The following is a 16,424-nucleotide window of genomic DNA, read 5'->3' on the forward strand; positions in this document are numbered from 1 at the left end:
ATTCGCCTGGGAGGGCTAACTAAAAGTGATTACTGTCGATAAAAAAGATGGGCATAAACTCAAAATATCTCATGTGATTCAAGAAACAACTAATCGACAGCTTGATATGTACATATTTATCCCAGGGGAGCTTGGGTTAAATGCCAACATCATCTCTGAAGAAGAGTTTTATCATAATGCCATTCATGGCAAGCGTACTTATTTCAGTGATATAAACCATTTGCCTTTAGTGCATAGTCGCCTTGCTAGTCGAGGTAAGCTATCTATCGAGCAATATCGTTTAAGTTTGAGTCTCTATGCCTATCAATATGCGTTAGCCTTGGAAAAAACAACGCAGCAATTATTAGGTGATAGCAATGAATCTAAACAAGAAGAGATCGAAGAAGCAGCACAGTTAGCCGTTCGTATTCTAAAACGATTGCGTCGTAACATACCTACAGATAAAAAATTACTTAAATATTATGAGAATATTGATAACTATTTATCCTGGTTTACAGAGCAACGACTGCTACAACTCATCGCCCATTTACCACGCGGTGCTGAATACAATGAAATTAAACCGCAATTATTAGAAATATGTCAAAAAGAAGCCCAGCACCGTACCGATAACAACTATAACTCCGTCAAAGCAATGCAAGACCCAACACGCATGTCGAATAAAATGCGATTATTGCGTCGATTAATTGAATATCCTGTCACCATGAGTGAAAAGACAATCGAGTTAGGTAAAAATACCCGTAAAATTGTCACGGGTGCAGCGGCCGGCATTGTCATGATTTTCGTGACCTTAATACTGATAAAAGCCCGCGGTATGTTGGGTGATATTACCGCCTCATTCATTGTTGTACTTTCTTTTATTTATGCGGCACGTGAAGTCTTTAAAGATGACTTAAAAACCATGCTCTGGCGGTGGATGAGAAAAGGCAAAGCACGTTGGCGAAAGCAATTTTTTGATGCCAATACGGGTAATGTTATTGGACAACAGCTTGAATGGTTAGAATTTATTAGTTATGACAGTTTACCCGAAGTTATTCGTAAAACACGTAAACATAATGTTTCTCACCGTGAAGAAACTATTTTGCATTATAAAAGCACCACCAGAATGTCACCCACTAAATTTTTAAGTGGTTATGAACAAACTCGAGAGTCAATTATTCTTGACCTACGTGCAATTGCGACATTAATGGAAAAAGGCTCACAACGACTCTATCAACTCAAAGATGGTCAAGTAACCAAAGAGTCCGTAGAAAAAAGACACTTAATTAACTTGATCACCAAAGAAACAGATGAAGATAAAACCGTACGAATTCAACGGTGGAAAATTATTATGAGTCGTTCAAAAATTGTCGATATCGAAGTAATTATTACCCCAGAACCTAAAAAATCAAAACCTAAACAACCCATCAATATCACTAACGCGTAATCTACAGCAATGCCCTCATCACGAGGGCATTTTCATTAATCACTCTTTCTAGTTATAACCTTAGTTAGAGCGCACGCACAACGGTAATTCAGCGCCTTTTTTCGTTAATCCAAATTGCCACACATTGAGATCACGACAACGAAATGCGCCCGCACATGACAGTAAATAATAACGCCACATACGATAGAATTTTTCACCATAACGTTCTGAAATTTCTGGCCAATTTTTCTCAAACTTATCGTTCCAGGCGACTAATGTTTTATCATAATCAGGACCGATATTTTGAACATCTTCAATATTAAAGTAATCTTCTGCTGCAGAACCAATTTGAGTCATTGAAGGAACAACGCCATTAGGGAATATATATTTATTTATCCATGCGTCTGTTTCTGTTTTTGAATCTGGACTACCAATAGTATGCAGTAAAAATATACCGTCCTCAGCAAGATAACGATAAGCCGCTTGAAAGTAATCAGGATAATTATCAGGGCCTACATGCTCCATCATACCGATAGACACTACGCGATCATAAGGCTGTTCTGGTTTATGTAGACGATAATCTTGTACAATAAATCTAACGGGAAGGTTTAAATCATCTGCACGTTGTTGACCCAATGCGGCTTGTTCTTTTGACAGCGTTAAACCATCACAAATAACCCCATAATGTTCTGCAGCATAATTCATAAAACTGCCCCAACCACAACCAATATCCAGTAAGCGCATGCCTGATTTAAGCCCCATTTTACGGCACACTAAATCAAGTTTAGCCTCTTGAGCACTATCAAGATCGATTGCATCTTTCCAATACCCACAGGTATATGTCATTCGCTTATCAAGCATTGACTCAAATAAGTCATTACCTAAATCATAATGGAAAGGTACATCCTTAGTAACTCGATCAATACTTTGATGATTAAAAAGGTGTTTTACTTTTGATGCGCCAATTTTTAAACCAACAGCCAATTTAGTTGATAAATCTAGTTTTTCATCAATACGTGCATGTAAAATACGGTTAATCATTTCATCAATTGCGTCACAACTCCACCAGCCATCCATATAACTTTCACCAAAGCCTAATGACCCATCAGTTAATACTCGATCATATAACCGTTCATCATGAACGTGAAGATCCCACGGGCGAGACCCATTAATAATGACATCAGCATGGGATAATAGATTTTCGAAAAACTTTTCATTTGTCATCGCGAATATTCCTTACATAACCATTTGTATGACAAATTGCCTTTAAATAAGGTTAGCGACAAGTTTAATTGTTGAAAAATAAGATTTAATAAATTATTACATACATTATTTAAATATAAATCACTAGAAATATCAACGCAGAAATCCTATAAAATAGTTTCCTATATATATAACAGCCTTATTTATAATATATTATCAATGAATATCGCATGAATAATAAATATATTTATACCTATTTATTATTTTATTAAATCAGCGGTTAATTTTATAAAAAAGAAAACTTTTATATAATTTAACTAATACCCCTACTTTTCATCTCTTGTTTATTTATCATAACTCGATAAGCTTAAATAACGCTCTTCTTTAGCTATAGGTCTGCCCATGAAAACATTATCAACACTGACATTTGCTAATAGCTATTGTGATCTTCCTGACACTCTTGGGACACGGGTTACACCACAGCCTTTAGATAACCCTTTTCTGGTGCATTTTAATCCACTTGTAGCAGAAAAAATTGAGCTTACTTCCATTACCGCACTTGACCCAAGCTTTGTTGATGTCTTTAGCGGTAACGCAACATTGGTAGGATTATCACCTTTAGCAATGAAATATTGTGGACATCAATTTGGTCAATATAATCCCGATCTTGGTGATGGTCGTGGGCTACTGCTTGGTGAAGTTATTACCAGTAACAGCATAAAATGGGATTTACATTTAAAAGGTTCGGGCAAAACACCTTATTCTAGAACGGGTGATGGGCGCGCGGTTTTACGATCATCAATTCGTGAATACCTTGCCAGTGTGGCGATGGAAGGCCTTGGCATTGCAACAACACATGCATTAGCGATTATAGGTAGTAAAACACCTGTTGCACGAGAGAAAATAGAAACAGCCGCCACACTTATTCGCGTTGCTGAAAGTCATCTCCGTTTTGGGCATTTTGAATACCTGTTTTATAGTGGCCAACATGCAGAACTGCAACAATTAGCCGATTATGTGATTGAACACCATTTTGCTGAGTTAGCCACAACAGACTCCCCTTACGCTGAGATGTTTAAACAGATCTGTCATCGCACCGCAATAATGATCGCAGCTTGGCAAGCGGTGGGATTTGCACATGGCGTTATGAATACTGATAATATGTCGATACTCGGACTAACATTTGATTATGGTCCATTTGGTTTTCTTGACGATTATGACCCTCATTATATTTGTAATCATTCAGATTATTCTGGCCGTTATGCTTTTGATCAACAACCCTCAATCGCTTTATGGAACTTATCCGCTTTAGGTTACGCTCTTACACCATTGTTAGATAAAACTGAGATAGATCATGGTTTAGAGCATTACCAATACCAGCTACAACAACAATATAGCCATAACATGCGTCAAAAATTAGGATTAACACTAACGAACGATGTCGATAGCGTCTTATTTTCAGATCTGTTTCAATTGTTACAGCAACATCATGTTGACTACAGTTTATTCTTTCGAACATTGTCATATATTACGGTGACAGACTTACCTCACAGCTGTTCTTTATTCAGTGAATTATTCCCATGCACTTCAGATCTTAAAAAATGGTTAGATCGTTATCAGCAACGATTATTACTTGAACCTAACGATAACCAACGTTTAGCCGTGATGCAGCAACATAACCCTAAATATATTCTACGTAATTACCTTGCTCAACAAGCCATTGAAAAAGCACAACAAGGTGACTATAAACTCATAGATCAATTAATGACGGTATTAGCCCGCCCCTTTGATGAGCATAAACACGCAGAGGTATTCGCTCAACTACCGCCACATTGGGGTAAGCATCTTGAGATAAGTTGTTCATCATAAAAGACCAACATTGATCATTTAAGATAATAAATATTTAAAATCAATTGATTAAACGCCTTAATATATTGATGCTAAGGCGTTTAATTTATAAAACTTACGCTATACGCATTAACCCTTGCGCAAGATCATCAAGCAGATCATCACAATCTTCTAATCCAATATGAACCCGTATCAATGTACCCTCAAAATCAACCTTACCCGCAGGACGAATACGATTAAGCTCTTCCGGCTGATTGGCTAAAATAAGAGACTCATAGCCGCCCCATGAATACGCCATACTGAAGTGTTTAAAATTATCCAGAAAATATGCAACTTGCTGACTATCAAGACGTTTTTTTAATACAAAAGAGAATAAACCACAGCTACCATTGAAATCACGTAGGAAAAATTCGTGACCTTTACAACTGGGTAACGCGGGATGGTTAACCCGTTCAACTTGAGGATGTTGTGCTAACCACTCTGCAATTTTAATACTGCTCTCGTGGTGTTGCTTTAAACGTACTCCCATTGTGCGTAAACCGCGAGCCGCAACATAAGCGGTATCAGCATCCACCATTTGACCCATTAAATATGAACGTTCTTGCAATTGATTCCAACAACGGCTATTTGCAACCGCAGTACCTAACATTGCATCAGAATGACCCACTATATATTTGGTGCCAGCTTGAACAGAAATATCCACATCATGATCGAGTGCTTTAAATAACACCCCAGCAGCCCATGTATTATCAACAATGATCACCGCTTCAGGATTAATAGCCCTAACCGCTTTAACAATAGCGGGAATATCTTGCACTTCCATGGTGATTGAACTTGGTGATTCTAAAAACACCACTTTAGTATTAGTCTGCACTTTTTCCGCAATATTAGCGCCAATGAGAGGATCATAATAAGTCGTGTCAACATTAAGTCCTTTTAATACAACATTGCAGAAATCTTGAGTCGGTTCATAAGCCGCGCCGGTCATTAACAGGTGATCACCTGCTTTCACAAACGCTAAAATTGAATTTGCTACCGCTGCCGCACCACAAGGATAAAGATAACATCCAGCACCACCTTCAATTTCAACCATCGCTTGTTGTAATGAGAAATGAGTTAATGTGCCACGACGACCATAAAACAATTCACCATTAGCACGATTGATCGTGGCTTGTTGTTTATCTGCGACAGAATCAAACACTAATGAAGATGCTCGTTGAATAACACTATTTACAGCCCCCAAACCAAATTTCTTTGATCGCCCAGCTGTAATTAATTGAGTATTTATTTTATGACTAGACATGTTACTCCCTCAATGTGTCGTCAGTATGTTATTGAATATTCATTGTATAACATGAATAACCGCATCAAACTAGAAACTAAAAGTTATTAGTTACTACTATTCGTCCATCACAAGCTCACGCTAATAATGTATATTATTTACATTCTAGATTTAGGTAACAGACCAATGAAAAAAATATATCTCGCAATACTGGCCATCGCACTATTTTCTAGTCATGCTTTTGCTGACAGTAATATCTGGTTAAATAGCAACAATAAAAGTATTACGCCAAACACAATAATAAAAAACAATCAAATTTGGTTACCTACCAATCAAACTCAAACACCTAATTTCATTATTTTTCATCAAATGGATCAGAATAAGATCACTCAAGCATTAACGAATAATCAAGGTGTTGTAATCGTTAAAAACAATCAACTATGGATTAATGAAATTAGCACTCAACCCCCATTTGCAATCTTGCGCAGTGGTAATCAAATTTGGCTACACGATAATCATGGCACCGTTGCCAATGCCATCATTAAACAAGATGGTACTTTATGGTTATCCACCAATCACAGTACAATTGCAAATGCCTATATTGAAGGCAATAATCAACGTCAAGATGGTTTTATTATTGCAGCACTACTGTTATCTCAGCAATTACGATGATGTGAGCTAACTAAATAATCAATCATCAACGTGGTTTCTAATAAACATCATCACAATTAGGCTAGTGTAATTGGTCGTTTTTCCTTAAAATACGTTATCGCAACATGTAATCACGTAAAGAGTATAGATATGATTAATAATGAACTAAGTGTTATCGATAACCTTGAAGAACTAGAAGCCTTTTTACTTTCAGTTGAAAACGGTGGCCTTGGCTTACAAAGTGTCGAAGGTATCGGTATGGCAACTAACAACACAGATGGTCGTCACTTTGTTGCTGTTTTTAATAACCAACAACAGCTTATTTACGGACGCTGGGTGAGCGATGCTGTATTTGAAAACGGCAAAGAATTAGTCAGCAAAGGTCCTCGCCGTACACATTAATGAATATGATCATCTCTCACTGATATACAAAAAACGCTTGGTCAATAATGACAGGCGTTTTTTCATACAAATTTTCTACTTATACCAAAAAATCGATAATATCTGATCTGCAATAAATAACAGAAAACATAATAACCTTAATATCATTTAATATAGCGCTTTCATATACTGATGGATAACGATCATTCTTATTATAATATATTAAGAACACATAACTAAAACAGATGGGAAACATACATAAATATTTATTAAAAATGACAATTAATTCAAATAATCATTAAATTATGCAATCTAATACCGCTCCAACATATACTAATAAGGAATTTAAAATCGCTTGAGCTATTATCTTTCCCATGTACTACTTTTAATACAAAAACAAAAAATATCTATTATTTTATTAAAAAAAACATAACCATATTGTAGAATACAAGAATAGTCTTCTAACCAATAATCTTAAAATGAATATAATCATACTAAGGCTTAGATATTCATTAAAACTATCACAAAATGATATGGCTTTGATTTTAGGAATTTCAAGAAGTACTTTAATTAGAATTGAACGCGGAGATATATCGCCTAAAGCAGATATCATTACAAAACTATCTATTTTATCAGGGGAAAAAATTAGTTATTTTTATTATTCTGAAGATAAACATATAAAAAAGATACAAAATATCATTGCTAAAAATAACATCAACGATGACACTTTATCGTTATTAATCAATCAAATAGAAAAAAATATTAGTGATACTTTATGATAGAAAAACATTATGAAAAAAATTTAATTGCTGTAAAAATAATGAGGCATTTTATACAACAAAAAATATTAAATGGTGACTTATCAGATGTAGAACACTTTATAGAGTTATACCATTTAAAAATTAAAGAATTATCAATGCTTATTACCTTAAAAAACGGAAGTGACTTTTAATTTTCATGCATCATAAAATAAAGATAGCCAGAATAGAATCAAAGATATCACAAATAGAAATATCTGATTTATTAAACATATCAAGACAATCTTATATTGATATTGAAAATGGATCTCGAACACCTCGTTCTGATTTATTATTTAATATCTCATTGATAACTAACAAAAATATTGCTTTTTTCTATAATGAATCCCACTCAATAATATTAGACAGATTTATTTTATTATTTCAAGGAAAAACAGAAAAAGAAAAGGATCAATACATTACATTATTAGAATCACTCATAGAAAAAAACAAACATAATCATTTATCTTAATGGTCAAATATGAACAGCATTGTAATTAAAAAAACACAAATAGCCAATGCGATTTCAATGGATGAGATCCAACCTTTTATACAACCAATAGTTAATAGAAACAAAAACTTAATTGGATTTGAGGTTCTTGCTCGATGGATTGTATCTGAATATGAAACCCGATTACCATTACAATTTATACCAATAATAAAAGATGACAAACAGCTATCTGAAAGTTTAACTATTAGCTTATTGCAACAATTAATTACACATTTCTCATCACATAAAAACAACAATATATTTATATCTATAAATATATATAGTCATAGTTTAACGACTTTGGTTATTAATTTGTTAATTAAACTAAATAAGTACATAAATGTTGTTATTGAAATATTGGAAGATGACGATATAAATAACCGTAATGAATTTAAAATAATATTACATTATCTAAAAAGTAAAGGTATAAAAATAGCTCTCGATGATTTTGGTTGTGGTAACAATATCAATGACCGATTATTTGATTATCCTTTTGATTACGTTAAAATTGATAAATTATTTATTAGTGATATTGACATACATAGTGACAAACTGAAATCACTAAAAGCAATGATGAAAATAATACATTATTTTAACTTACCCATTATTGCTGAAGGTGTAGAGAATGAGCACGTTTTTAATGTCTTAACAATGTTAAACATCGAAATGTATCAGGGATATCTATTTTCTAAACCTATACCTCTAAGTGATCAACAATACCAATCAATTTCACTAATAAAGGACAACAAGGCATCACAAATCTTAAAAAGAATAATTTAAAATAAAATATACCTTTATAGTAATTTTAATCCTTTTGAGTGCAGCACGTTAAGGCAGTTCACTATCATTACATAATATTAATAATGCATAATGTATAAATAAAACTTTTACCTATGATAATAAAAAATGAGAAGTGATGTTAATGGCATATATCTAGATAACAATACAATGACTACTATTTTATGCTACCAATAGAGATTCTTAAGTAAGTCTTAAGTTACGTGTAGATAATAGTGATATTCGTTAGTAGTTAAAGAGTAAACAATGCGTAAGATTTTCCACTTAAAGATGACCAGCTTCATTGTATGGCTATCTCTTTATTTTTCCCTTTGCTTTAATTTCCCAACATTAGCGAAAATATTTTCGCTTAGTCATGACGTCTCTAATCCAATTTTTCCCTATACTGCCCCCATTGTTTTAATCGCTGCTTTTATTATTATTTTTAGCTGTTTATGCTGGCCTTATATCTTCAAAACCATCATGATTTTCTTAACGATAACATCATCAATGGCTTTGTTTGCTGAAGTGAATTACCACACTTTATTTGATAATGCCATTATTGAAAGTATCTTCCAAACACGCTCAGATGAAGCATGGTCGTATGTTAATTTACACTCTATAACCTATATCGTCGTATTTGGTTTACTACCCAGTATTTGGATCGCTTGTGTAAAAATAACCAAGCGTAAAACCTTTTTAAAAGAAATCATTGCTCGAATTATTCTTATTGGCATAGCAATGACAGTATTACTTATTATCGCACTCACTAACTATAAAAGTTATGCCGCAGTAGGTCGTAATAACCATTATTTAAATAGAATGATCATTCCAGGCCATGTTTACGCTGGTGGAAAATACTTATACAAAGAGTTTATTTACAAGCCTCTACCCTACAAAAAGCAAGGCTTAGATGCAAAACTACTGCCAACTAAAAATCATAAACCAACGTTATTTGTTATGGTGTTAGGTGAAACTGCTCGTACTTATGACTACGCTTACAACGGCTATAAGCGAGATACTAACCCTTACACTAAAAACGAAGGCATTATTTCATTTAAAAATGTTGAATCTTGCGGCACTTATACAGCACTATCTGTTCCTTGCATGTTCTCTAATTTGACACGCGCTCACTACAATCAAGATCGCGCTTACAGCCAAGATAATGCCGTTGATATTATCCATCGTGCTGGCGCTGAAGTATTATGGATTGATAATGATGGTGGTTCAAAAGGCGTTGCCGCTAGAGTACCGTATGTAACAACTGACACGTCACAACACAATCAATACTGTGATGGAACAAGTTGTTACGATGGCGTAATGCTAAAGAAAGCTGCTGATTTTATTAATAAAGATGATAAGAACAAATTATTAGTATTACACTTAATTGGTAGCCATGGTCCAACGTATTTCCAACGTTATCCAAAACAGTTTGATCGATTTAAACCGTCTTGTAATCGTAGCGATATTGAAAACTGTACTGACCAAGAAATTAAAAACGTTTATGACAACACGATTCTCTATACCGACTATGTCGATGAACAAGTTATTAAGCTCTTGAAGAAAAATGAAGGGAAATACAATGTAGCAATGCTATATATGTCAGACCATGGTGAATCTCTTGGTGAAAATGGTTTTTATCTACATGGTGCACCTTACCCAATCGCACCGAAAGAACAAAAACATGTGCCATGGTTACTGTGGATCCCAACCCAATATGCTCAACAAAAAGGCATTAACCTTAGTTGCCTAAGAAGCAAAGAAGACATTGGCCACTTATCACACGATAATTTGTTCCATAGTTTATTAGGGCTTTATGGCGTTCAGTCTAAGGTGATCAATCCTACACTTGATATTAGCGCAAGCTGTCGAGTTCCATCTTAAACGACTAAGATAACAGTATAATTTAATGTATACTTATACATCTCGTATAGGTATACATTTTAAATTTGAGTATATAATGAAGCTCTTGATCATCGAAGATTCATCCGCATTGCGTCGTAGTTTAGTTGTAGGATTCAATAACTTAGGTATAACAACGGATGAAGCAAGTAATGGTACTGATGGGCTCAGCTTAGCACTCAATAATCCCTACGATATTATTATTCTAGATCTCATGCTGCCAGGTATTGACGGGATGGATATCCTAAAACAACTCAGAAAATCAGCAATACAAACGCGGATAATTATTCTTTCCGCTAAGAACCAACGCCAAGATCGCATTGATGGTCTAATCCAAGGTGCTGATGATTATCTTACCAAACCCTTTTCTTTTGATGAGTTACACGCCAGAATCCTTGCTATCTCCCGCCGTGGTTTAATTAATAACTTCACAAACACCATTACTATTAATGGTTTTATATTAGATTCAAATAAAATGACACTGCGTTATGAAACAACCGATATCGAATTAACACCAAATGAATTTAAAATAGTTGAATATATTTTCAATCATAAAGATCAAATTATGAGCACATCAATGATCAGCGATAATATTGCTAATAATTTTGATTATATATCTAAAAATACTATTGAAGCGCATATATCTACAATACGAAAAAAAATAAAATTGAAAATGATCACTGCAACCTTTCCAATTAAAAATAAACGTGGTTTTGGCTATTATAGTGAAGGGTAAATAATAATAATGAAAACGCGCTCAATAAAAAGAAACCTCATTAATTCTATTTCAGCTATTTTTGGCTTATTTATTATCATTGTGTTTACCTTTGTTGATGTCAGTGTTGATGATTGGGCTCAGCAACAGTTCAAATTTGAACTACAAGAAAAAACGAATCAAATTAAAACATCAACTCATGAGAATACGGCATCGACCAGTGATAACTCAAATAACCATTATGTTTATCAAATATGGAAAAATAATCAAACAATTAAACGTTCAGCATCTCTTCACCCCTATCCTGAACTAGATTTACTGCATACTAAAATCCCCATTAATTCTTATAAACTCGTTAATGTAACAATGCAGAATAATGAGCCTGGACAAGCGCTGCTATCTTCATATATTCATAGAAATAAAGATGGATCAAGTGACTATATGTATATTACGGTCTCAACATCGACCAAAAGTCTTGATCGTATGACAGGACTATTAGATATATTACTTATCGGCAGTTTTTTATTCTCAATGATCATCATGCGTATTGTAGCTAAAAAAATTGTTCAGAAAGGTTTATATCCTTTAGAATCCTTAAATAGACAAATTAAAAAATTCAACAACAATAACACTTATTCAAATAACGATTTTGCATTTTATGAACATAAATCTTATTCAGAAATAGATTTAATCATCAAAGAATTAAATAACTTTCTTACGAACAACAGAAATAATATTGAAAATGAAAAGCGGATCACATCTGATATTGCACATGAAATAAAAACCCCGATTGCAGAGCTGATTACGTTAACTGAAGTCCACCAGCGCTTTCCTAATGATGCCAGATTAGCAGAAACATTTACTGATGATATTTTACAGATATCCAATAGAATGCGAGTTATTGTTGAAAATTTATTATTACTTCAGCGAACATCATCAACGATTGAACTCTACAAAGAACCGATTGATATCACCTTATTACTAAATAGCATTCAGCATGAACTTACGTTTAAATATCAAGATATTGCAAATAGAATACAGCTTAAAGCACACTTAGATACAGTGATTATTGCCGATAACTTTAGCCTAAAAACAATCTTAACTAACCTTATTGATAATGCTTTATTTTACAGCCCACCCGCCTCTACCATTCAAATAAATGTGCTTAATAATACGCACAATATCATTATCGAAGTGATAAATATTGCGACGATCAACTACTCAGAAACTGAAATTAAAAAGTTAATTCAACCTTTATATCAATATGATAGTTCAAGATCAGATGATAACCACTACGGTTTAGGACTATCGATTATTAATAATATTTGTAAGATTAATCAATACCCATTGTCGATCACACAAACAATAACGGGTGATTTTACGGTTACAGTATCTATTGCTCAATAAAGAGAATAAAACCACACCTTATCAATTAAAAATAAGATGTGGTTTTCTCTATTTAGATCGTCGACAATTCGATATTAGTCGCTTTATATATACGACAAGGCAAGCCATTAATATAAAAACTACCTATATCTGAATGAGTACCGGTATCTGTACTCGTTAATACATTATAATTTGATATAAAAGCACCTGATAATTGCTTACTTTTCATTTCAGGAAACCACCAACTCAAATCCGCAATAATGGTATCAATATTTAAATTATCATCAAATTTAACTCGTTGATAAATAATCTTGTCTGGCGCAGTTTCTATTGCCGCAATATCACCCTCTTTTAAGTGCTCCTTTTCCCCTAACGATGAATGAATTTTCACAATAGGCAAAGGATGCCTCGCTCTTAATGATGATATTTGACGTCCATGAGAAAACATATAATGTCGAGATTTAGCCGTAGTGACTCTTAATGGATAGCGATCTGTTACGGATAAATTAGGTCTATATACGGGAATAGGATCCAAGGTTAATTCATGCAATTTTTGGCTATATAATTCAACTTTCCCTGAGGGCGTATCAAAACCTACCGATAAATAAGATAATGTCTGTTGGTTCTCAACAGCTGCAAGAATGCTTGTTTGTGCTTTTAATTGCATTAAATCAATATTAACGGGTGATAACGCTGATTTCCAAAAATCATTGTCATTATAAACAGGCATGATCCCCATTGCATGACCAATTTCAGCAATAATTTGATGATCAGGCTTTGCATCACCAACCTGTTGTAATGACGCCTGATAATGAATCGATCCGTCTTGTCCTTGAGTCACACCGGCATACTCAAAAAAACTGGCAGCGGGCAATACGATATCCGCCATCATGGCTGTTGGCGTCATAAATAATTCAGATACCACTAAAAAATCAAGTTGCTCAAAAGCCTGCTTAACTTTATTACTGTCAGGCCAACTGGTCATTGGATTAGTACCAACAATCAACCCTGCTTTTATCGAATAAGGCTGACCTGTTAACATCGCATCCATTAAGCCCTGACTGGTGGCTCTGAAATACTCAGGGATCGGTGGAGATCCAACACTGCGCTGTCTGATCGTTGGCGATATTTGATCAACATCTTGTGGATCATAAGGCCACCTACCATTAACTAATGATTTGCCTTGGGGTTTTGATTGTCCGCCTTGAATTTCAATATTACCGGATAATGCCATTAATATTGCAATAGCCCGATTAACTTGAAAACTATCCGGATTATGGTCAAGCGCATTACCTGTTATTATTACCGCAGATTTAGCGTTGATATATTGCTGTGTAATATCAGTGATCATCTCAATGGATAATTGACACTCATTAGCAAGATAAGATAAATCTAATTGATCAATATGGCTTTGTAATGCTGAAAATCCATAACAAAAATCAGCAACAAATGCGGTGTCATACCACGCTTTATCGATAATAATTTTAATCATTGCCATCGCTAACGCAAGATCAGATCCTGGCACCAGCGGTAACCAATAATTTGCATTTTTAGCATGGTGTGTTTGTTGAGGATCAATACAAATCGTTGTAGCACCATGCTCTATTGCATGGTTAATAGCCCGCATTTCAGTAAAACGGGTATTATGCTTATTAACACCCCAAAATATAATACAATCAGTATGTTGATTAATATCAGCTCCCGGATTATAGCCTAGCGTATATTCTTTACCGTATTTTGATGGTGCCCAACAGACTGTTTCAGGACCATGAATATTAACGCTATTAGCAGCATTGGCTAATTTCAATAACTGAGTATTAATAAAATCTTTTGAGTAGCCGTAACTAAAAAATAAGCTATTGTCACCAAACGTATTTTGAGTGTGATTAAACTTTAAAGCAATTTCATCAAGCGCTTGCTGCCAACTGATCGTTATCCATTGATCTTCACCACGCTTACCTGTGCGCTTTAATGGTTGAGTTAAGCGTTCAGGATGAAGCATAATATCAATAGCATGAAGCCCTTTTTTACATAATGCGCCATGCGTAACGGGATCGCGTTTATCGCCTTTTATTGAGTATTGATTATGCTCATTATAATGAACATTAATACGGCAACCAGTACTGCATAATCCACATGTTGTAGTTATAACATTGTTCATTATACATTCTCTGATAAGGTTGGAATTAATACTGTTTTACCAATAGCAACAGACATCAAAGTAATTAAAGGAACAAGCCACACATATACCGCATAAGGCGCATATACAAAGGGACTAACACCTAATGTTGCCGTCATAAATGCCCCTGCCGTTGTCCATGGAATCAACATACCAGAGGTCATTGCGCCTTCATTAAGTAATCGGCTTAACATATGTGGGGATAAACCGCGATCAGCATACACTTCTTTATAAAGTGAACCATTTAAAATCATTGAGATATAAACTTCACTGGTTGCCATATTACCAAGTACACAGGTAAAAAGCGTGGTTGCAACCAAACTAAAAGTAGAACGAATATGCGGTAAAATACGTTTTAATAATACGCGAAGAAAACCAACATGCTGTAATAACCCACCCATACCTAATGCAATAAAAGCTAAAGAGAAAGTCCACATCATACTTTGGATCCCACCACGAATAAGTAACTTATCGAGAAGAGGATCGCCAGATGGAATTTGATACCCCATATTTAAGGATGAGAATATTTGATTTAATGGTTGGCTCTGAATAATTACCGCAATGATCGCACCACAAAAAATACCACAAAATAAGGCTATCTGTGAGGGTACTTTAAATAAAGTCATTCCCAATGTGATTATTATTGGTAATAGAACAATAGGAGTAATCTGAAAAATATGGCTAATTGTATTTTGTAATTCGACAATATGATTTACGCTCGTTGTCCCCATTCCAATATAGTAATTACCCATAAAGTAATAGATAACTGTCGCGATAATCACTGTCGGTAAGCCAACAATAGAAAGTGATTTAAGATGGTCTTGTACTTGGCTACCAACAGTGGCTGATGCCAATATAGTGACGTCTGAAACAGGTGATAAATTCACCCCAAAAACCCCACCAGAAATGATCATACCGGCGATAACAGGCAAAGGAAAACCTAAGCTTAACCCCATACCAATTAACGCGACGCCAATCGTAGAGGCTGCGCCCCAATTCGTGCCTGTCGCATAAGTGATTGCACAACAAACTAAAAATCCTGCGGGTAAGAAATAAGCAGCGGAAACAAAATTAAGACCATAATAAATTAAGGCAGGAATAGTGCCGGATAAAATCCAAACACCAATGATCATACCAATAAGAATAAAAGCAAACATTGCGCCTGTTGCTTCTTTTAAACTATCACCAATAAGATCTATTTGTTTAGTGAGACCATAACCACAACGATAACTAAATAGCATCGTAAGAACAACGGTACAAATTAATAAGATATGCACATCAAGGCCTGCATATAATATTCCAGCCATTAATATAAGAGTAATCATACTTAATAAAAAAGATGATTCTGTGACAGTTGGTAATCGGGGTGTATCTGACAGCATGGTTTAATTCCCATGGTACATGAAAGTGA

15 protein-coding genes are annotated in these 16,424 nt (G+C 34.5%); 11 read left to right on the plus strand and 4 right to left on the minus strand.

All coding sequences use genetic code 11. The annotated features are described in order from the left end of the window. Positions 1-25: 25 nt before the first annotated feature. Positions 26-1,423, plus strand: coding sequence for a hypothetical protein (locus GLP24_RS12590; RefSeq protein ID WP_232598428.1), 1,398 nt, complete (start codon positions 26-28; stop codon positions 1,421-1,423). A 60-nt stretch (positions 1,424-1,483) separates the two neighbouring features. Here the strand turns inward: GLP24_RS12590 and cfa are convergent, their stop codons facing one another. Next, the gene (gene cfa / locus GLP24_RS12595) at positions 1,484-2,626 is read right to left on the minus strand and encodes a cyclopropane fatty acyl phospholipid synthase (RefSeq protein ID WP_152652711.1); all 1,143 of its coding nucleotides are present in this window, start codon (positions 2,624-2,626) and stop codon (positions 1,484-1,486) included. 381 nt (positions 2,627-3,007) lie between these two features. Here cfa and GLP24_RS12600 point away from each other — a divergent pair, with 381 nt between their 5' ends. After that, positions 3,008-4,474, plus strand: coding sequence for a protein adenylyltransferase SelO (locus tag GLP24_RS12600; protein ID WP_232616102.1), 1,467 nt, complete (start codon positions 3,008-3,010; stop codon positions 4,472-4,474). A gap of 94 nt (positions 4,475-4,568) precedes the next feature. On the opposite strand, the gene metC is transcribed toward GLP24_RS12600, so the two are convergent. Beyond that, positions 4,569-5,756 (minus strand): cystathionine beta-lyase, encoded by a 1,188-nt coding sequence (metC, locus tag GLP24_RS12605; RefSeq protein WP_232616103.1) that lies wholly within the window; start codon positions 5,754-5,756, stop codon positions 4,569-4,571. A gap of 165 nt (positions 5,757-5,921) precedes the next feature. Between metC and GLP24_RS12610 the strand changes: the two genes are divergently transcribed. From GLP24_RS12610 to GLP24_RS12645, 9 genes are all read left to right on the plus strand, one after another. Continuing rightward, entirely contained in the window at positions 5,922-6,407 is a 486-nt protein-coding gene (locus GLP24_RS12610; RefSeq protein ID WP_232616104.1) for a hypothetical protein, read from the plus strand. Between the two features lie 132 nt (positions 6,408-6,539). Then, positions 6,540-6,788, plus strand: a complete 249-nt coding sequence (locus GLP24_RS12615) for a hypothetical protein (protein ID WP_101768792.1) — start codon at positions 6,540-6,542, stop codon at positions 6,786-6,788. 458 nt (positions 6,789-7,246) lie between these two features. Next, the gene (locus GLP24_RS12620; RefSeq protein WP_101768766.1) at positions 7,247-7,546 is read left to right on the plus strand and encodes a helix-turn-helix transcriptional regulator; all 300 of its coding nucleotides are present in this window, start codon (positions 7,247-7,249) and stop codon (positions 7,544-7,546) included. Beyond that, complete coding sequence (locus tag GLP24_RS12625; protein ID WP_167388546.1) at positions 7,543-7,719, plus strand: hypothetical protein; 177 nt, start codon at positions 7,543-7,545, stop codon at positions 7,717-7,719. Before GLP24_RS12620 ends, GLP24_RS12625 begins: the two co-directional genes overlap by 4 nt. Positions 7,720-7,724: 5 nt before the next feature. Then, positions 7,725-8,036 carry a helix-turn-helix transcriptional regulator gene (locus tag GLP24_RS19960; protein ID WP_407951506.1) on the plus strand — a complete coding sequence of 104 codons (312 nt, stop codon included), beginning with the start codon at positions 7,725-7,727 and terminating at the stop codon, positions 8,034-8,036. 9 nt (positions 8,037-8,045) lie between these two features. Next, positions 8,046-8,834, plus strand: a complete 789-nt coding sequence (locus tag GLP24_RS12630; RefSeq protein ID WP_101768768.1) for an EAL domain-containing protein — start codon at positions 8,046-8,048, stop codon at positions 8,832-8,834. A 264-nt stretch (positions 8,835-9,098) separates the two neighbouring features. Then, the gene (locus GLP24_RS12635) at positions 9,099-10,715 is read left to right on the plus strand and encodes a phosphoethanolamine transferase (RefSeq protein WP_232613237.1); all 1,617 of its coding nucleotides are present in this window, start codon (positions 9,099-9,101) and stop codon (positions 10,713-10,715) included. 76 nt (positions 10,716-10,791) lie between these two features. Beyond that, positions 10,792-11,469: a response regulator transcription factor gene (locus tag GLP24_RS12640; RefSeq protein WP_101768769.1), complete on the plus strand. Its 678-nt coding sequence runs from the start codon at positions 10,792-10,794 to the stop codon at positions 11,467-11,469. A 9-nt stretch (positions 11,470-11,478) separates the two neighbouring features. Beyond that, positions 11,479-12,855, plus strand: a complete 1,377-nt coding sequence (locus GLP24_RS12645; RefSeq protein ID WP_232616105.1) for a sensor histidine kinase — start codon at positions 11,479-11,481, stop codon at positions 12,853-12,855. Positions 12,856-12,907: 52 nt separating this feature from the next. On the opposite strand, the gene GLP24_RS12650 is transcribed toward GLP24_RS12645, so the two are convergent. After that, positions 12,908-14,995: a molybdopterin-containing oxidoreductase family protein gene (locus GLP24_RS12650; RefSeq protein WP_232616106.1), complete on the minus strand. Its 2,088-nt coding sequence runs from the start codon at positions 14,993-14,995 to the stop codon at positions 12,908-12,910. Beyond that, on the minus strand, positions 14,995-16,395 hold the full coding sequence (locus tag GLP24_RS12655) for a Na+/H+ antiporter NhaC family protein (RefSeq protein ID WP_232603364.1): 1,401 nt from the start codon (positions 16,393-16,395) through the stop codon (positions 14,995-14,997). Before GLP24_RS12655 ends, GLP24_RS12650 begins: the two co-directional genes overlap by 1 nt. Between the last annotated feature and the right edge of the window lie 29 nt (positions 16,396-16,424).

This window comes from Photobacterium carnosum, from assembly GCF_021236965.1.
Taxonomy (GTDB): Bacteria; Pseudomonadota; Gammaproteobacteria; order Enterobacterales; family Vibrionaceae; genus Photobacterium; species Photobacterium carnosum.